Annotated in this window: 20 protein-coding genes; 6 read left to right on the forward strand and 14 right to left on the reverse strand. The window is 46.3% G+C overall.

From position 1 onward, the window contains the following. Nucleotides 1–80 precede the first annotated feature (80 nt). The gene (locus ACE3MZ_RS15875) at nt 81–1559 is read left to right on the forward strand and encodes an aminotransferase class I/II-fold pyridoxal phosphate-dependent enzyme (protein ID WP_411343117.1); all 1479 of its coding nucleotides are present in this window, start codon (nt 81–83) and stop codon (nt 1557–1559) included. 489 nt (nt 1560–2048) lie between these two features. On the opposite strand, the gene ACE3MZ_RS15880 is transcribed toward ACE3MZ_RS15875, so the two are convergent. Both ACE3MZ_RS15880 and ACE3MZ_RS15885 read right to left on the reverse strand, forming a co-directional pair. Next, nucleotides 2049–2357 (reverse strand): DUF1292 domain-containing protein, encoded by a 309-nt coding sequence (locus tag ACE3MZ_RS15880; RefSeq protein ID WP_411343118.1) that lies wholly within the window; start codon nt 2355–2357, stop codon nt 2049–2051. 238 nt (nt 2358–2595) lie between these two features. Further along, nucleotides 2596–3147: a copper amine oxidase gene (locus ACE3MZ_RS15885; protein ID WP_411343119.1), complete on the reverse strand. Its 552-nt coding sequence runs from the start codon at nt 3145–3147 to the stop codon at nt 2596–2598. 372 nt (nt 3148–3519) lie between these two features. Here ACE3MZ_RS15885 and ACE3MZ_RS15890 point away from each other — a divergent pair, with 372 nt between their 5' ends. Continuing rightward, on the forward strand, nt 3520–4260 hold the full coding sequence (locus ACE3MZ_RS15890) for an MBL fold metallo-hydrolase (RefSeq protein WP_411343120.1): 741 nt from the start codon (nt 3520–3522) through the stop codon (nt 4258–4260). 98 nt (nt 4261–4358) lie between these two features. Beyond that, nucleotides 4359–5432, forward strand: a complete 1074-nt coding sequence (locus ACE3MZ_RS15895; protein ID WP_411343121.1) for a hypothetical protein — start codon at nt 4359–4361, stop codon at nt 5430–5432. Between the two features lie 103 nt (nt 5433–5535). On the opposite strand, the gene ACE3MZ_RS15900 is transcribed toward ACE3MZ_RS15895, so the two are convergent. Continuing rightward, nucleotides 5536–7866: a glycoside hydrolase family 3 C-terminal domain-containing protein gene (locus ACE3MZ_RS15900; RefSeq protein ID WP_411343122.1), complete on the reverse strand. Its 2331-nt coding sequence runs from the start codon at nt 7864–7866 to the stop codon at nt 5536–5538. Nucleotides 7867–8181: 315 nt separating this feature from the next. Between ACE3MZ_RS15900 and ACE3MZ_RS15905 the strand changes: the two genes are divergently transcribed. Then, entirely contained in the window at nt 8182–8457 is a 276-nt protein-coding gene (locus tag ACE3MZ_RS15905) for a hypothetical protein (RefSeq protein ID WP_411343123.1), read from the forward strand. A gap of 324 nt (nt 8458–8781) precedes the next feature. On the opposite strand, the gene murI is transcribed toward ACE3MZ_RS15905, so the two are convergent. The 5 genes from murI to ACE3MZ_RS15930 all read right to left on the reverse strand — a co-directional run bounded on the left by murI (nt 8782) and on the right by ACE3MZ_RS15930 (nt 12877). Then, nucleotides 8782–9561, reverse strand: coding sequence for a glutamate racemase (murI, locus tag ACE3MZ_RS15910; RefSeq protein WP_411343124.1), 780 nt, complete (start codon nt 9559–9561; stop codon nt 8782–8784). A 114-nt stretch (nt 9562–9675) separates the two neighbouring features. After that, nucleotides 9676–10710, reverse strand: coding sequence for an alpha/beta hydrolase (locus tag ACE3MZ_RS15915; RefSeq protein WP_411343125.1), 1035 nt, complete (start codon nt 10708–10710; stop codon nt 9676–9678). Nucleotides 10711–10905: 195 nt separating this feature from the next. After that, nucleotides 10906–11595, reverse strand: a complete 690-nt coding sequence (locus ACE3MZ_RS15920) for a YdhK family protein (RefSeq protein ID WP_411343126.1) — start codon at nt 11593–11595, stop codon at nt 10906–10908. A gap of 240 nt (nt 11596–11835) precedes the next feature. Continuing rightward, complete coding sequence (locus tag ACE3MZ_RS15925) at nt 11836–12423, reverse strand: DUF3841 domain-containing protein (RefSeq protein ID WP_411343127.1); 588 nt, start codon at nt 12421–12423, stop codon at nt 11836–11838. Nucleotides 12424–12715: 292 nt separating this feature from the next. Beyond that, the gene (locus ACE3MZ_RS15930) at nt 12716–12877 is read right to left on the reverse strand and encodes a hypothetical protein (protein ID WP_367059965.1); all 162 of its coding nucleotides are present in this window, start codon (nt 12875–12877) and stop codon (nt 12716–12718) included. Between the two features lie 592 nt (nt 12878–13469). On the opposite strand from ACE3MZ_RS15930, the gene ACE3MZ_RS15935 reads away from it, so the two are divergent. Next, nucleotides 13470–14828: a murein hydrolase activator EnvC family protein gene (locus tag ACE3MZ_RS15935; protein ID WP_411343128.1), complete on the forward strand. Its 1359-nt coding sequence runs from the start codon at nt 13470–13472 to the stop codon at nt 14826–14828. After that, a complete protein-coding gene (locus tag ACE3MZ_RS15940) occupies nt 14829–16037 on the forward strand; it encodes a HupE/UreJ family protein (RefSeq protein WP_411343129.1) in 1209 nt (402 codons plus the stop codon). Between the two features lie 168 nt (nt 16038–16205). Here ACE3MZ_RS15940 and ACE3MZ_RS15945 read toward each other — a convergent pair whose 3' ends face one another. The 6 genes from ACE3MZ_RS15945 to ACE3MZ_RS15970 all read right to left on the reverse strand — a co-directional run bounded on the left by ACE3MZ_RS15945 (nt 16206) and on the right by ACE3MZ_RS15970 (nt 18943). Continuing rightward, entirely contained in the window at nt 16206–16586 is a 381-nt protein-coding gene (locus ACE3MZ_RS15945; protein ID WP_411343130.1) for a hypothetical protein, read from the reverse strand. A 20-nt stretch (nt 16587–16606) separates the two neighbouring features. Beyond that, nucleotides 16607–16738 (reverse strand): cyclic lactone autoinducer peptide, encoded by a 132-nt coding sequence (locus ACE3MZ_RS15950; RefSeq protein WP_411343131.1) that lies wholly within the window; start codon nt 16736–16738, stop codon nt 16607–16609. 5 nt (nt 16739–16743) lie between these two features. Then, nucleotides 16744–17256, reverse strand: a complete 513-nt coding sequence (locus ACE3MZ_RS15955) for an accessory gene regulator ArgB-like protein (protein ID WP_411343132.1) — start codon at nt 17254–17256, stop codon at nt 16744–16746. Further along, on the reverse strand, nt 17249–17875 hold the full coding sequence (locus ACE3MZ_RS15960) for a hypothetical protein (RefSeq protein ID WP_411343133.1): 627 nt from the start codon (nt 17873–17875) through the stop codon (nt 17249–17251). The genes ACE3MZ_RS15955 and ACE3MZ_RS15960 overlap by 8 nt, the downstream gene beginning before the upstream one ends. 296 nt (nt 17876–18171) lie before the next feature. Next, entirely contained in the window at nt 18172–18480 is a 309-nt protein-coding gene (locus ACE3MZ_RS15965) for a hypothetical protein (protein ID WP_411343134.1), read from the reverse strand. Nucleotides 18481–18700: 220 nt separating this feature from the next. Beyond that, nucleotides 18701–18943 carry a hypothetical protein gene (locus ACE3MZ_RS15970; protein ID WP_411343135.1) on the reverse strand — a complete coding sequence of 81 codons (243 nt, stop codon included), beginning with the start codon at nt 18941–18943 and terminating at the stop codon, nt 18701–18703. Nucleotides 18944–19035: the final 92 nt, after the last annotated feature.

Below are 19035 nucleotides of genomic sequence, written 5' to 3' on the forward strand. Positions count from 1 at the left end.
TACTCATTTTTGTTTGGTTTTTCAATGAATGACCTTACATTGACTTCAAATCCACTTTCGAAAGGTTGTGACAGCTTAAAATGGATCACACGCAAACCCCGCTTTTCACTGCTCTCAAGCAGCATGCGGCCAGCAATCCCGTTCAATTTCACATTCCGGGACATAAAAAAGGACTCGGCAGTGATCAGGAGTTCCGAGAGTTTATTGGCGACAATGCCCTTTCCATAGATCTGATCAACATTGCGCCGCTTGACGATCTTCATCAGCCGATGGGGGTTATTGAGAGGGCGCAGAAGCTCGCAGCTGATGCGTTCGGCTCCGACTATACCTACTTCTCTGTGCAGGGAACCAGCGGTGCGATTATGACGATGATCATGACGGTATGCACGCCGGGCGATAAAATTATCGTGCCGCGCAATGTGCACAAATCGATCATGTCCGCCATTATCTTCGCCGGTGCCAAACCGATCTTCGTCTCGCCCGTGCGTGACGAGAATCTCGGAATTGACCACGGCATTACGACCTCTTCGGTTCGCCGTGCACTGGATCGCCATCCTGACGCCAAAGGCGTGCTGGTGATCAATCCGACGTATTTCGGCGTTTGTGCCGATCTGAAGGAAATTGTGGAGCTGGCTCACAGTCGCGGTGTACCCGTGCTGGTAGACGAGGCCCACGGGGTACTGATCCATTTTCATGAACAGCTGCCGGTCTCTGCGATGGCTGCCGGTGCTGACATGGCTGCAACGAGCGTGCATAAGCTGGGCGGTTCGATGACGCAAAGCTCCGTGCTGAACGTTAATGTGAAAAACGGGCATGTGAACCCGCAGCGTGTGCAAACCATTATTAGCATGCTCACCACAACGTCGACTTCTTATATTTTGCTTGCTTCTCTGGACACGTCGCGTCGCAATCTGGCGCTGAACGGTCATGAGATTGCCGAGCGTGCGATTGGATTGGCGCAAAACACGCGCCGCCGGATCAACGAAATTGAAGGTCTGTACTGCTTTGGCGAGGAACTGCTGGGCGGCGAAGCGACATTTAATTACGATCCGACCAAGCTGACGATCCACATTCGCCATCTGGGCATTACTGGGTATGATGCGGAAAACTGGCTACGTGATCATTTTAATCTGGAGATCGAGATGAGCGATATGTACAATATCCTTTGTCTGGTAACGCCGGGTGATAATGAGGACAGCGTAGAAATTCTGGTGCAGGCGCTGACTGCGATGTCTGCGGAATTCCATGGCTCTGGTCGCGAGATCAAGGAACTGGTTGTGAAGATTCCGGAGATTCCGCTGCTGGCTATTACGCCGCGTGATGCATTTTATGGTGATACCGAGACGGTTCCGCTGGCAGAAGCTGCGGAGCGTATTATCGCCGAGTTTATTTATGTGTATCCGCCGGGCATTCCGATTCTGCTGCCGGGCGAGGTTATTTCGCAGGAAAACATCGACTATATCACGGATCATGTGAAAGTTGGGTTGCCGGTGAAAGGGCCTGAGGATCGGACGGTGCGTAACGTTAAAGTAATCGTGGAGGCGGATGCGATTATTTAACTCGTGGCATTAGCGGGGGACCGCTTCGGGAAGGGATTGGGGAACGGACTCCGGTGGAGCCGCGGGAATCTATGAATTAGGATAGAATGTAGATTCCCGCGCCTCCAAAGTCGTCCTTTTCCCCAATTCCCTTCCCTCCGCTCCGTGCTATTGCCAAGGTTTAATATCGTTCGCCAGGTGAGTGGCAGGGAAAGAGTTGAAGAGATTTAAGACTTTAAGACTTTATACTTTTGGATCTTAGCTTCTTTTAAATCTGCACTTTGCTTTTAAATTTTCAGTTTACTTTATGTGCAGCCTTATCATTTTTATGTAATGCTTTAATAGACAGACTTCTCATTTTGTATGTGGGAAGTCTTTTTGATGTGTTAGGATTGAATTTGAACAAGCAAAAGGACTTCGATCCCTGGGGATGAAGTCCTTTTTTGTTTTAGTGATGGGACACTTTATCGTTGGATACACGGATGAAGTGTCTTGTTATTGTGTAGTGAATTAACCTTCTTCGGACTGGGCTACCAGTTCTTCGTAGGCTTGTTCTACGGCTTTCCATTCGGCTTCATCTTCGATGTTTGCCAGAACCATGCCGTCTTCTTCTTCTTCGAGACGCATGATGTAGCCGTCTGCTTCAGGGTTGCCACGTTCCAGCAGCAGGGCGTACAGTTTTTCACCTACGTCGAATGTTTCGACCATAACCATCTCGACATCGTTGCCTTCTTCGTCGGTCAGGGTCAGGACGTACTCTTCGTGTTCGTGGTCATGATCGTGGTTGCAATTCTCGTCGTGTACATGCTTTTCGCTCATGTATATAACCTACCTTTACGTATATTGGGGATATGATATCTTTATACTCACGCACATATTTCCCGGTTTCCATCAATCTATCGGGTGTTCGGACATGATGTTACCGAACGGTCCGTTTCCGCTTCTGTCCGGAGATGAATTGTCCGGAAGTTAAAAATAACACCTGTGTATCGTACCACTTTCGTCTGTACAGGTCAATTGAACCATGCACATCTATTGGGGATAGAATGGAATGCGATTAATTGAGTGCGGTAATGACTTTTTGCGAAACGAGTGTGTAGTCGCTAGCGCCCGCTTTTTTCATATAAAAGCCGACGGTATATTGTCCGGTCGTTGCAAAATTGTACGTAAAATCGTACGTTCGGAACCAGAAATTGTCTTTCTGCTGGGAGATATTTTGACTCTGGATATCTTTTTCACTGCCGGAAGGATCGGTAATCGCCACTTTAACAGCAGAAATATCGGTGCTCAGATTATCCACCTGAGTAAATACGTTGAATTTCACTTTCCCCTTGTTCACATTCCCGAAGGCGGTATCTCCCTTGAATAAAAAGATATGTACGTTCGGTTTATATAACTTGACGGTTTTGGCGTCATTGTCAAAATCGACCAGACCGTCGATTTCGCGCAGCGGCACATAGGTTTTGCCGTCAATAATATAGGAGCCTCCATCCACTTCATTGCCATTGATCCAGACGCGAACCTGCTGATAGGCAGCATCTGCGAACAGCACCGAGCTTCCCATCAAAAAGAAAGTCAGGGTGAGGGCTGCTATTGTTTTCCATTTCATCTATTGCTCCTCCTTCAACGATATGTCAAGCATGAGGTTCATGCTGATCTTCTATACATGTATACTCCAGACGAAGCGTTCTGTTGCGGTAAAAAAATTGTAACCTTTTGCACGGAAAAAGGCATTGAAAACAGCATGAATGCGTCGATAGGCGTCATGTTATTTGCGGATGTTCATTATGTAGGTAACCCCTAATGATATTGTATCCAGAACGGTTCCTTTATACCAGTGTTTTCCTTGCCGACGTGTATTTTTTCTAATTTCATATATTGTAATCAAGCAGGTAGCGGCACATTTTGGAGGATGTTAAGAATATGGTACAGTTAAGGCGTATACCGTTTGTATATTGGAACGTTGACGAGGAGGATCATCATGACCATTACGTTGCAAATGCTAGGAACTGGCAATGCGTTTGCCAAAAAATATTATAACAACAATGCGCTTGTCCATGCGGACGATTATACGCTGATGATTGATTGTGGCATCACTGCACCAATTGCGCTGCATGAGCTAGGCAAAGAAATTCCAGAGATCGACAGCATTCTGATCTCGCATATTCACGGTGATCATGTCGGTGGGCTGGAAGAGATCGGATTCCGCGGGTATTTTGTACATCAACGCAAGCCGGTGTTGTATATCGCGAGTCCGCTCATTCGCCCATTGTGGGACAATACACTGAGCGGCGGGATGAGTCAGGAAGGAATCGAACGCATTGAAGATGTGTTTGATGTGAAGCCACTCGTTGCCGAGCATCCGGTACAGCTATCGCCCGGTTTGAAAATTGAGCTGATCCAGACTCCACATATTGAAGGTAAGAACAGCTATTCTGTGCTGATCAACGATACGACCTTTTACAGTGCAGATATGAAATTTCAGCCGCAGCTGTTGGAGCATCTCGTATATGAACGCGGCGTACGCACCATTCTGCACGATTGCCAGCTGTATCCACCGGGTATTGTGCATACTACGCTGGATGAACTGCTCAGTCTGCCGCAGGATGTTCGTGCTACGATCAAGCTGATGCACTATAACGATACCAAAGACGATTTTGTCGGTAAAACAGCCGAAATGGAATTTATCGAGCAGCACAAACGGTATACATTTCCACAATAAATGAAATTCATCATATGAGCGACAAAGCGGCATCATTTACATCATTTATACGCTTTACAGATCTACATCTGACGAATCTAGGACGGTGACATGATCGTATGTATCGCAATTTGAATACAGGTGTGGTGGAGATTGACGGTAAACTGACGATGGAAGAGGCAAAGGAGATCGCGCGCCTCTCCTCCATCCGTACGCTGCAATTTACAGCTGCACTGGAATGGCAAAGTTACCATTATATCAACCATATCATTCTTCCCGCTTGCCCGGATATGACGGTACGCGCGTATCATTTTCATGGACAGGTATGCGATCTTGCTTTTGTAGAGCAGTTGCCCGATTTGCGAAGTTTGGCGGTACTCTGTCAGGGCGAATTTGTTAATCTGGATTGTATCGCGGCGCTGCCTCAGTTACAACGATTGAATGTGCAGCTGCATCAACTGGATAGCGTTAACTTTTTACAACAGGTGAACCCTCAGTTGTCTGCCCTGACGTTAGGTCAAACAGCCTCCAAAAAACCTTCGCTACAAGGCATTGCCCGATTTGAGCAATTGCATGAATTGACGGTGGAAGGGCATCGGAAGCAGATCGAAGAGATTGCACAGCTGATTCATTTACAAAAGCTAAGTCTGCGCTATCTGACGCTGCCTGATGTGAATTTCTTACGGCAGTTACCGGAACTGTGGTGGCTGCAAATCTATACTGGCGGTACGAATGAATTGGGTGCGCTCGCTGAATTGGAGCAGCTCAAATATATCGATCTGTCGCAAATCCGTGGGCTGGATCAACTAGACTTTCTATCGTCGATGATAGGGTTACAGTATATTCGTATCGGTGCGATGCCGCATATTCACGAATTGCCTGCACTGGATCAATTGAAGCAGCTTCGCAAAATCGAGTTATATAATATGAAGGGCTTGCAGCGGCTGGACAGTCTACAACATGCTCCGGCATTAACGGAGTTTATACAGCGTGAAGCGTGGGAAATGGAAGCCGAGCACTACATCCCACTGCTGCAAAATCCAGCGTTGCAACGTGCTTATGTACATCTGCGCAATGAGAAGAAATTTACGCGTTTTCGTCAGTTGCTGGAAGAACACGGCAAAAAGAACGCCGCCGATGAGCAGAGCGCTGGGCGCACTAGCTGGTTAACGACAGATTTTCCATTTGAATAAATAGAAACCAACATACAAAAAGCCGTATGCACTTCAACAGAGGATGTCATTCTCCATTGAAGATAGCATACGGCTTTGTATTGATCTTAATGTAGATACAGCTTCACATTGACCCGTTCGCTTCTTCCACCATTTTATTCAATCGCTTCACATCTTCATCCAGCATGTCTTCGGTATACTGCCCCTGTCCAAAATTCACCAGCGCACGTAACGGCATAAAGCGTGTCATCGCCAGCAACAGATCAGGGCTATCGCCCATCATTTCGTTCAAACCAGAGCGTTTACCGAGTTCCTCTGCCATATCGGCAGTTGCTGGATTGGCAGCAATGTCACCGATGATCGTATTACGATGGAACACTGTTTGGAGTTGAACAGTCGATTCCACCTGAACGGTCTGCTTCAATACAATATCGCGTGAGGAAGAACCAATACGTAGTTCATACTCGCCAGTCTCCACATGCCAGTCGCGCAGCTCTGTATGATAGTAAGCAAATGCCCGTTTATCCAGCGTAAACTGAACAGTCTTGCTCTCACCCGGCTCCAGCGCAACCTTGGCAAAGCCTTTCAGCTCCTGCTCTGGACGAATCACTACGCTCTCTGGATCATGCACATATAGCTGCACAATCTCCTGTCCCGCAACGGAACCGGTATTACGTACCTCGACTTGCACATGGATACTTTCCTGATCAGTTACTGATGTACGATCTACTTGTATATGATCGTAGGCAAAGGTCGTATAGCTCAGCCCATAGCCAAACGGGAACAGCGGCTCTACCTGCTTCGTATCGTAATACCGATAGCCGACAAAGATGCCTTCCCGATATTCTACGCGGTCGCCTTCACCCGGGAAGTACAGAAACGATGGATTGTCGCTCAGCTTAACCGGGAATGTCTCTGGCAGCTTACCACTTGGATTGATTTCGCCAAATAACAAATCCGCTGCGGCACCACCGCCTGCCTGACCACCCAAATATCCTTCCAGTACAGCTGACGTCTGATCCAGCCATGGCATCGTTACCGGTGAACCGTTACTCAGCACCACAACCAGCTTAGACTGTACTGCTGCCAGTGCATCGATCAACTGCTGATGGTTGAGTGGCAAATCCAGATGCGTACGGTCATACCCTTCCGATTCATAACGATCCGGCAGACCGGTAAACAGAATTACTACATCCGCTTGTTCTGCCAGTTTTACCGCCTCATGCACCAGCTCCTCCTTCACTTCGTCGCTATCCAGATCATACCCCGGCGCATATGTCACCTCGGCATCACTACCGACCAGCTGGCGGATCTCATCCAGCGCCTTGTCCAGATGGGTAGGGTTGATATGTGAGCTACCGCTTCCCTGATAGCGCGGCTGCACGGCAAATTCACCAATTACCGCAATGGTTCCACGTTTGGATAATGGCAGAAGTTGATTGTCATTTTTGAGTAATACCATACTTTCGGCAGCTACACGACGTGCTAGTTGATGATGCTGTTCCTTGTCAAAGGTAGCATTGGGCTGTTGCAATTCTACCGCCTTGAATACAAAGCGCAATACTTGCTCTACAGCATTGTCCAGCACCTGCTCATCCAGCTTGCCTTCCTTGACCGCTGCAACAATTTTGGCATCGCCGATACCGCCATTTGCAGGCATTTCCAGCTCAAGTCCTGCTTTGAGCGCATCTACACGTTCATTGACTGCACCCCAGTCGGATACAACAAAGCCTTCGAATCCCCATTCCTTGCGCAAAATATCGGTCAGCAAATATTTATGTTCTCCGGCGTAGGTGCCGTTGACTTTGTTATACGAACACATAACAGTCCATGGCTGTGCCTGCTTCACTACACCTTCAAAGCTCGCTAGATAAATCTCGCGCAGTGTCCGCTCGTCAACAATCGTATCGACTGACATGCGCCGCTCTTCCTGATTGTTAGCGGCAAAGTGCTTGAGCGATGTGCCGACATGTTGGCTTTGTACACCTTGAATATGATGAGTAGCCAGCTCTGACGACAGATACGGATCTTCGGAAAAGTATTCAAAATTCCGTCCGCACAATGGGGAACGCTTAATATTCGTACCCGGACCGAGCACAACCGCAACCTGCTCCGCCTGTGCTTCTTCGCCAATCGCCTGACCCACCTGATGCAGCAAATCGCGATTCCACGATGCTGCCAGCCCTGCCGCGGTCGGGAAACAGGTTGCAGGCACGCTATCGTTTAACCCCAGATGATCGCCGCCTTCACTCTGCTTGCGCAGCCCATGCGGACCGTCAGTCATCATCACCGACGGAATACCTAGTCGCTCAATCGGTTGTGTATGCCAGAAATCAAGCCCCGAACAGAGACTTGCCTTCTCCTCCAACGTTAACTGCTGGATCAGCTCGTCGATATGTTTGGTAGATGGATCAACAGATGCTGTTTGCTTGGAATGGGATGAATGATTGGACATGAATCATGTGCTCCTCTCTGATTGTGGATCGTCGGTCAAGCGCTTAGTATATGTGTTGGTATACTGTTACTTCGATCTCCGTACATACCGCTACTACAGCTTATGTAACTTTTATATCAATCGAAATATCACACTTGATCTCAAAATAGCCTACAAAAATTCAGCAAGTTACTCTCCATCTTATTACCCATAAAAGGCACTCTGATAAACGAAGTTTATTTTGCTAATTGGCTCATTGGATGATTGAAAAAGAACATTTGTTCGTATATAATATAGATAAAAAAACGAACAAACGTTCTGATTAGAGGGATGATTATGCTAGCTAACCATATCGGAGAACTGCTTGAAATTGTATATCTGGACCAGACAGGCAAGCTGTCCCAGCGCCGTATTGAGATCCGGCATATTCGCAATGGTCTTGTCTATGCCGACTGTCTTCGTTCCGGTGAACCACGCACATTTAAACAAGAAAATATTCTCGCTTGGCAGCCTTCTAAGGCGATACGACCAACCATTTCAGTCAAAGAACTAGCAGCCATGACATTAGACAAATCCCCTACTACTACCAACAAAATATCGCAAGTTTCCTAACCTATTGCCGTTAGTACCATCCATTACACCACATACACCATTCCAGCTTCAACAATCTACAAACCTACAACTCATAAACTCATAAACTCATAAACTCATAAACTCATAAACTCATAAACTCATAAACTCATAAACTCATAAACTCATAAACTCATAAACTCATAAACTCATAAACTCATAAACTCATAAATGATACAACACGACCAATCTATAAAGAAACAGCGGCTCTCCGTAGAGAAAGCCGCTGTCCATGGTTGTTCTTTCACATCACATATCATATATGATTTCGCCATATCATATCTTGCTTCATATCCTGACATCTCATCAGCTCAGTTGCGACAATCGGTTCAGCAGATCATGATAATCTGTCAGCTCCTCCGCGCTATTCGCTGGCTCGCCGGATTTGACAAACTCGATACGACTGTTGCCACCGCCCAGTTGACCGCGCGCTTCCAGCACATGCTGCAAATGGCGTGCCGTACCATTGCTGCCATCAATAATATCCACTTCTTCTGGAAAATACCGTCGCAATTGATCTTTGAAAAATGGAAAATGTGTACAGCCCAGCACAACTGTCCCGTATTCATCCAGCTTGTAACCCGCCAGCGCTTCATCCAGATAAGCCATCACATGATCATCGTCAAATTGACGACACTCCGCCAGCTCCACCAACCCTGGCATCGGCAAACTTTCCACCAGATCGTGAGTATCGATACTTTTAACAAGATTGTGAAACTTCTCTTCATTCAAAGTCAAACGTGTTGCCATTACAAGCACCTTTTTGTGCTTGATAACACTATTCTGCACTGCTGGCTTCACTGCCGGTTCAATCCCAAGAATCGGAAAATCATATTTTGCGCGCAGCTCACTGACAGCGATGCTAGTCGCTGTATTACAAGCGAGCACAATCGCTTTGACATGCTGATCCGCCATATATTGGGCGGCGTCCATTACATATTGCTTTACTTCGTCTTTGCTTTTCTCCCCGTATGGCACATGCCGGGTATCCGCATAAAACAGATAATCTTCGTCCGGCATGAGCTTCATAGCTTCATGCAGCACAGTCAATCCACCGATGCCGGAATCAAATATTGCGATCTTCACGCCGTTCACTCATCCTTCTATCCATTCATTGGCCGCCTGCCCGTTCCTTTCGGTACAGCTCCGGTCGTTATCTTCATATGTGTCATTATAGCCTGTTCATGTATAAATGAACACTCACGCCTGCATCCATTCCAAAGCCTGCTGTAACAGATTCGTAAAATGTACGGGATAATTATGCTCCAATCCAGGTAGCAAATGCAATACATGCGGAATATCGCGCACCTTCAATTCGGCGGTCAATTCCTCCACCCCCGGGCGGCAATCCTCATCGTGCTCGCCGCAAATGATGTACAATTTCACACCATGTTCTTGCCAATCGTTCAGCGCTTCCTGCCATTCTTCTGGATGGGGAAGCCACGGCGCTACTAGAATCAATCCAGACGCGGCAGCCGGATATAATCCTGCTGTATACAGCGCCACCCGTGCACCAGCCGAGAAACCTGCTAGAATCGGCTTGCGCGCAGTATGTGGTGCCGTTGTGCGCTCATGATCATGCAGTTGTTCCTCAGCACGCGCTGTTGCTGATTCTGGCTCACCCGCTACAGGCAAACCGCTATCGATTCGCGCCAACTCCATCATCGCGTGTTCCAATTCGCCGGATGCCTGTTCCAGATCATTCCAATCATACGCATCGGAAAATTGAATTTGTGATGATTGCAGCAACGCGAGCTTATATCCTTTGTCTAGCGCCGGTTTCCATACAGGCTCGACCGCATCGTTATTTTCCAATTCACCATGCAACACAAACAACGTCCGCAGGGAAGAAGGAGATTGTTGATCGTCTGGCAGTACGATTTGTAGCGCAGCCGTACTTTGCGCAATCGCCTGAGCTTCTTTATCGCGACAAACCGCCACAATCTGTTGAAAATCCGGCTCATCGCGCAGATCAGCCAGATCCTCATCGTCCAGTAAATAATCCGGGCTATACCAGTAACTATGCTGTAATACTGCTTCTCGGAGCAGTGATAACGCTTCTTCCTTGCGTCCACATGCCGCAAGCAGAGAATACTGCAAATTGTACATCTGTGCCGGATTCGCCTGACCGTCCTCCAGATGTTCGCATACAAAATGATGCGCCGCTGCGCTACCATGCTGGGCATAAATATCCATCGCGCGATGCATTAGCCCCGTATATGTAAATTCACTCATGACGTAAAACCCTCCTGTATTATCTTCCATCGTCTGACTCGATAATAGACCCATCTTGCACATCACTATCCTTACACAGTATACATCAACTTTAATCAGATGCAGAATAACGGTGCCTATATGTAGAATCATAAACGCACAAAAAACAGGCAGCGATTCACTCACTGCCTGCACCTTATAGTATAACAACATTGTTTATTTATTCGCGGACAATTCATCTCCGGTCAGCCACATATGATTCTTCACCGGTTGTCCACCATCGGTTGGAGTGTAATCGACCATATACACTGTCGTTTGCTGCGCTGAATCAATCGTCGCCTTGGCACCATCCATGCCTTTCATATGATCGGCATCCAGCACGACCTGATCGCCAACTTTGTAAGGCGTGGTAGCAGCGTCTTCGAGCTCCTCATGAACTACCCACTTATGATCTTTGACCGGTTGACCGCCAGTTGTTGGAGTGTATGAGACGGAATACACAGTGGTATCATAAGCGCCACGTATGGTCGCTTTGGCACCTTTCATACCGTCCATATGATCCGATTCAATCGTCACCTGACTACCTATAGGAAAAGTCGGGTTGGCTGCGGCTTTCATATCATCCGGCGGCTCATTCATGTCGTTATGCTGCATGTCCATACTATCCTCTTGATCATCCGCCTCTCCTTCCATATCCGATGTATCCGACGATTCTGGATTCATAGTACCGGAATTGGAGTCTTCGCTCTGCATATGCGTGTCTGTCTCCTGCTGTCCGGTTGTATCGGAAGATGTTCCCGTGCTTCCCATATTGTTGCTTCCGCAGGCACTCAGCAATACCGTCAGCGCTACAATACCACTATATGCCGCCCATTTTGTCGACGTGCGTTTACTTGTTGATTTCATATGATCCGCTCCTTTGTACCTTTTCTAGTTAGTATCATCTCATGTGCAATCTTGATTCCAAGTATTCATCCTTATCGCCTCTCTATACACTATACCCCTATATGGTATATGATAACAATTTTACACAAATAGACACAAAAAAATCGCAATCTCCATACGAAGCAAGATTACGATCTCTATGTATTGCGCATTTCAAACTATGTTGTATGTGATATTCAATTTACGTGTCCAAACGATCCTCTATACGTAATAGTACCGTTTCCGAGCGGACGCTTCATTCAGATGCTCTACTGTGACCACCTGCTCCAGTGGTACCGCTCCAGTCACGCCTTGCAACTGTCGCCAGCTCGTTTGCCCGGTTAATGATTGCCGATCCGGTCGCTCTGTTTCAAAGATACGTTGCCAGCTCTGCTCCTTGGTGATCGTTCCATATCCAGCGCGGTATCGTTGCCATTCACGATGATTACGCGCATTGAATGTATCATTTAACACAGCATGCCATTCCTCAAAGTCCGACAACAAGACATCCTCTTGCTGCAATCTGAGCGTTAAGCATACACATTGCTGTCGTCCAGTATAATGATGCAACTCCTGTAAATCCGGCTGCTGCGGCCATACCCATACTGGATAACTGCCATCATATCCCGGCAAACGCTGCCCCATCTGACTCATCATCCAGTGGTATGGCTTCATAAACATAATATGCTCAGGATGTCCATGTAGAAATCCGCTACGCTGCGCAGCGTCCCATGCTTCCAGTGACTGGACAGTCCAATATTTGATTGTAGAAGATGGTTGAAATGTGGAAGATATGATGCTGTGAATCATCGGACAACCTCCTGACAGACATTCATTTTCGTATCATATCAGAAAATCACTTATTTTTTAAGTCACCGAACAAGCACAATATATCGAACACTATTGAATACATCATGATTGAATATATCGCGATAGCTAGAAATGTAAAGATGCTAGCCAAACAAAAACGCGTAGCTACAGTTTGTTAGACCGTTCTACGCGTTTTCTGTATACGATCTTTTAGCCCATATCCGTTTCGGCTTATTCTGCCGATACATAGTAGAGTAAGATCATATTGTAGATTTGTTTATGTTCAAACGTATTAGTTGGTTTCCATATACTGAGTCAGCAGTTGTTTTACTTTACCACGTACTGCTAGATCGGAGTTGTTATGGTTGCTGACGATTTGTTGAATTTGGGACATAAAGTCCAGCTCGCGGTTGTCGATATTGAATGTACCTTGTTCTTGTGTGTTTTCCATCATGATGTTCATCCTCCGTTGTATATGATATAGCGTCAGCATTACAGCTGCGCATGAAGGGCAACGCCCTGTGTTAGATAAGTATCGTAATAGCAACAAGTGGTAGTGGATCGTAATGATTTCTAATGTGTATATCACCTTCCTACACACTTTTAAAACAGAGTTTTGCAAGTTTTTTACCATAAATTATGTAATTTTCGTGAATATAAGAATGATAGCGGTATCATTTATAGGATAATGCTCCATATTATTCGTGATTGCTCCCGACGACGTTAAGATGCTGCTTTTTTGATTGACGATATGAGAACGCACTGCTATATTCTTAATAGTAAAAATTACGATTTTTTAATCATTTTGTATGATTTTCGTTTTGTCAGGCAGGGAAGTGCATCGATGTGGTCGAACATAGCTAATAACCGGGAGAAAAGTAGGATGTTTTGTGAAGATTATAACCTTGCTTTGATTCCATTGTCGTGTATACATGCTTCAGAAAACTGATCTTGCAGGTTGGGGACAGATGCAGTGAACGATATATCATCTTTAGTAAAAGCATCGGGCATCACTGAAAAACGCATAATAAAGGATGAGCGCACAATTGAGAAAATTAATATCCTTCGCAGCCATCATGCTGCTTGCCGGTTTGATGTCACAACCGGGCTATGCAGCCAAGTCGTCAAATGAACTGCAACACGAGCTGGATGCTGTTGAACAGCAATCCAAAGATGCCACTGCCAAGCAAAAAGCCGCCGAATCGCGCAAGCAACAATCGCAGATACTCAAGCAGCACGCGCAGGATGATCTTGGCAAAGTATTAACAGCGATTAACGATGTAAGCAGCCAGATCGCACGCGTATCCAATGATATTTCCCAGACGGAAGCCGGGTTGCGTCAAGCAAAACAGGATTTGCAGGAAGCCAAGCAACGCATTCAGGCGCGTGAAGGTATGATCGATACACGCGTGCGAATGATGTATACCGATGGCTTTGTCTCTTATCTTGATGTGCTCATGTCAGCGAACAACTTTTCCGACTTCCTCGCTCGTGCCGATTCGCTGCGTATGATCGTAGAACAGGATCAGGATATTTTGCAGCAGCAGGAACAGGACAAGCAGCAGGTGATCATCACCCAGAACCAGCTGACTGCTGATTATGCGCGTGCCAAATCGCTCTATGCGGAAAAGGCAACCCGCAAAGCCGAATTGAGCGCCAAGGAAAATCAGAAGCATGTGCTGATTACCAAATACAATGCCCAGATTGAGAACGCCGATGATATTAGCGCTGATCAGGAGCAGCAATTGTGGGCGCTTGCCGATCAACGCGCCTCCCTCTATCGGGAAAAGACAGCTGCCGAAAGTCGCGAGCGTGAAGAACGTGCACAGGCGGAAGCTCGTGCTCGTGCCGCCGAGCAAGCACGACGCGCTGCCGAAGCTGCGGCAGCCGCTGCTGCACAACAGGCAGCCCAAGCGGTGCAAGCACCAGACAGTAGCGTTAGTGGCTCCGACGATGGTGGCGGTGGCAGTGATGATTCCGGCGATTCTGGTGGCAATTATCAGCCAAGCGGTAGCGGCATGATGACAATGCCAGTCGTCGGTGCGCGTATCTCTTCTCCATTCGGCTATCGTTATCATCCGATTACTGGACAATATAAAATGCACACCGGTATCGATCTCGCCGCTCCACAAGGTACGCCGATCTATGCCGCGGATGGTGGTACTGTCGTCGTTGCCAGTTGGATGAATGGATATGGCAATGTCGTCATTATTGATCATGGCAACGGTACACAAACACTGTACGCGCACATTCGCGATGGCGGTACGATGGTATCAGTCGGTCAAGGGGTAGGCAAAGGCGACAAAATCGCTGAGGTAGGTTCTACGGGCAACTCGACTGGCCCACACTGTCACTTTGAAGTACGCATCAACGGCAATCCGGTTGATCCGATGGGGTATCTGTAAATGATGCCCCGGATGCTTTCTTGGAATGCGATGTACCGTTTCCCGTTTCGGCCAGCCAACTTGTATGTGCTGGCCTTTTTGCTGCTACTTGGTATGAATCTGATGCCGTTGCGTACTGCTTCTGCTCATGCCTACAGCGTCGCTTTTACCCGAATCAGCTATAGTGATGGACAGATGACGCTTCAATATGCGCTGGATGATCTGTCTGTGCTGGAGGCGCTACCCGGTGTGGATCGCAATCAGAATTATTATCTGGATGAACAGGAATTGTCTGCTGCACATGATCGAATCATGGTGTGGTTGAATCAGTATTTGCACGTACAAGATCAAGGTCAGCCTGTTGATCTGAATACGGGTACACTGGTGCTTAACCGCGAGCTGCCGGACAAAGAGAACTTCAAATTCAAAGACAAGATCAGCTATAGCGATCTGCTGCTTCCTAACGCCAAACTTGTTACATTAACCGTGCAGCTTCCGGTTACAGGCAAAGTGGACAACATCAGCTTTCAGGACGATTTTCATCAAGTGATTCCAAGTGAATATGCCAATTTTATTAACGTAATCAACGATGGCACTATCCAGTCCACCTCTGCCCTCTTTCAAGCGCCATGGAGCTTTCAGGTTGAGATCAATCATGCAGACGGCAGTAGCAAAGTAGAAAGTGGCGGCTGGTTGACCTTTCTTCGACTAGGTTCGCAGCATATTTTGAGTGGAACCGATCATCTGCTGTTTCTGCTCACCTTGATCGTGCTGCGTATGCGACTGCGTGATTATATCAAAATCATTACGTCGTTCACGATTGCACATAGCCTCACGCTCGCGCTATCCGTGCTCGGTATCGTTACTCTGCCTTCGCGGTTTGTAGAGTCGATGATTGCGGCAAGTATTGTGTATGTTGCACTGGAAAATCTGTTCTTCCGTCGCAATGCTCACAATCGCTGGTGGCTTACATTTCTGTTTGGACTGATTCATGGGCTTGGCTTTGCCGATTTGCTAGTAGATATGCAGTTGCCAACCAATCAACTGGTGCCTGCCCTACTCAGCTTCAATCTTGGTATTGAACTGACACAATTGACCTTGCTTGCAATTGCTCTGCCGCTATTGACACTGTGGTATCGCACCCGATGGTATCCGCGTACCTTTATCGTGGTCAATGCTCTAGCGGTTTGTGTTGCGGCATTCTGGTTATTTCAACGTCTAACGATGTAATACCCTGAGATGCTACAGGATCATGTCATCCAGCAATAAATCATCATAAAGATAATAAAAGTGCAGCGATGTTCACTTCACAGGGTGAACTGTTAGACTACTCGTATCTGTGATACCGATCCTATATTGATATTTTACAGATTTTGCGCACAAAAAAGCCTGCCTTGATCAGGCAGGCGATGTAATGCTGAGATCCGGATTCATGCGGTGTAACTCATCCACGGTGTTCAAAAACCGATGATGGGCGATGCCGCATTTTTTGGATTTACGGTTGGTTTCCATTTCAAAATAGGCTTCCTTACGCATCAGATCGATCCAGACGATGCTGTCCGCATGAATCAATACCCCGCGATCCACCTCCAAAAAATGATACCCCTGTTCCCGCAAATGACTGGCCCAGTGCTTGATCGAGCCGTTCATATGATAGGTGCCGTCCTGTGTATGAACCACGATCCGGTCTTTCCGGCGATCATAACTCATAAACCAGACAGCAGATACGGCAATCTCAAGCTGCTCTGTCTGTTTATCTTGTTCTCTGGTTACTTGCAACAACACGATCACTCCTATAATTATTTCTTTAAGAGCTCCTCGGGTACTTCTGGAGAATAAACGAACAGTGAGCTGGATATACTGACAAAAAACAGGCTTAATGAAGACAACACTGTTGCCAGCACAAAATAACCATGTTGGATTGCGCGCATAGGAATCACCTCCTTCGTATCAGACTAACTGATTGAACGAAGAAAGCTAGCGCAACCGGAACAGACAGCACATAAAGGTTGATCGCGACCAGAAAGCAGCCCGCTATTTTGAGCAACGGATAGTATGTTTCGGAAATTCGGGAATGGTTAGCTAGATGAGACGGAGCGTAGAAGAGAATGAGTATAATACTCATACATGTCAAAATTATACAATAGATAGTTGGCAATGTCATCATGGATAATGTGACAAAGAGAAGAGAGGAGAATGCTACGCAGCCCATTCCGGTTTTCAGATGATAACCGCCAGTGAGTTGGCGTAACAGAGCAAAGGAGAACATAATGATCATGGCAGGATGGAAGGTGCCAAGCAGTGTGGAGAGAAGCATCGTCACCAATATAATGAACGTTATATTGATAACGATGGATAAGCCATATTTGAGAACGGCAATGCTGGAGGGATGATGTGGTACCATGTGCTTAATATGTTGTGCAGTTCGCTCAGCCAGATATTCAATCATAGGCCGCCCGCTCCTTCATAATGGAATAATAGATGAATATTCCTGCCAATAGCGCGAAGAAGATAATGATGTAATAGAGGTTGTTGTAATACATCAGAAATGAGGCGAAAATCAGCGCCGCTACCGTAAAGATCACGATGGCGATATGCTCAAACTTGAAGCGAAACTTCTCAAAGTCGGCGATAAATCCGAATTTGAACAGATGAAGCGCATAACAGATACCGACAGCGATGAGACTGGATACAACCTGAATGATGGAGCCTTCTACTGAATATTGCATATCTGACGTAAAAGAACCATATAACCCGAGAATCACAAGCGCCTGAATAATGGCATATACAAGAATACCGCAAACTGCGATAATCGTAGACCATAACAAAGGCACCCGCACAATCGTCGTAATAATCAGAATAAACGAGATCGTGCTAACTGCCGTCATAATCGACGACAAATCCAGCTCCGCCCGAATCAAATAACTGATCAAACTCATAATTAGCGAGATCAGCGCTACCGATCCGACATAGTCCAGCGGACGTAAACGAAAGATCGAAAGCATCAGTGCAAAAACCGCCAGATTCTCAACACTGGAAAAGAATACAAATCTTATTGCATCAAGCAACTTTCTTCCTCCTAATTCAAATACATACATAAATTATACGTGAATTGGTAGCTTTTTCAATATGAAAAATGAAGAGTCTCCAAAACACAAACAATCGGATAAGTATGCAGTGTAATTCTGCTGCTTATCCGACCGATTTTGGCATATATATGTGATTGGATGATCTATATCCTTATATAATATAAGAACTTGCTTACAAGCACACACTCTTATATACATCCATTCCATTAGATAAAGATAGTCTTCTGCTATGAACTTCTCAAAAAGTTAGCATACTGTCGCAGATCTAACCTACCTCAATCTTCCGAAACATCTGCCCGCAATACGCTAGCAACTTCGATCATCTTCGGAATGACTGCTTCATTGGCACCAGACACATACAGATCGCCGCCGTAATGACGGAATGGAATCGTCGCCGTGCCCTGATGCCATAAGAAAAAGTCGCCTTCAATCGACATGGTCGTCTCCCCTTTGACAGTAAAGACTGGTGTATATTCAATATCCGCCTGAGTTGCAAAATAAGCTTTGCACTCCTCCAGCGTAATTTCTTTGGCAGCCTCATCAATATTCTGCATTTCACGTGTAATGCGATAACGTTGACTCATGGTTTCTCTCCTTTTGACTCTGAATTAAACGTCCAATACTTGGACACTTAGCATTCTCGAATCTATAGTATACACAAAGTTATGCACAAGATACAAAAAGATACGAGACAATTTCAAGCAAAAACCCTCCATAGATCGGAGGGTTTACAGGCAATGATTTGAGATTTTCAATATAGATGATGACATTATGTTGTAATTAGCATATATGCAGGAATGTAAATCAACGCAGCGCATCAATTGCTGCCTGTACATACGACGGAATAGAACGATCGTGCTTCTCCATCATATTGCGTGTATAGACGACCAACTGCTTGCCATCCACTACAGGATAGCCGCACTCGTGCTCCCCTTTGTATTCGATAATGGAACCTTTCGCATGCTTCCTTGCATCCTCATATTCGATCAACACATGGAACACTTGATTTGCCGTCTTGTCGATATACGCATAAGCCTCGCTAGCCATGCATCTCCCTCCTTTGTCTCTGCTTGGTTCAATGATTGGTTTGTGCTTTTTTCTATTATGTAAATGTTGACTACAAAGTGCAAGTCCGGGAA

Origin of the sequence: Paenibacillus sp. WLX1005, assembly GCF_046603685.1 — a bacterium.
Taxonomy (GTDB): Bacteria; Bacillota; Bacilli; order Paenibacillales; family Paenibacillaceae; genus Saccharibacillus.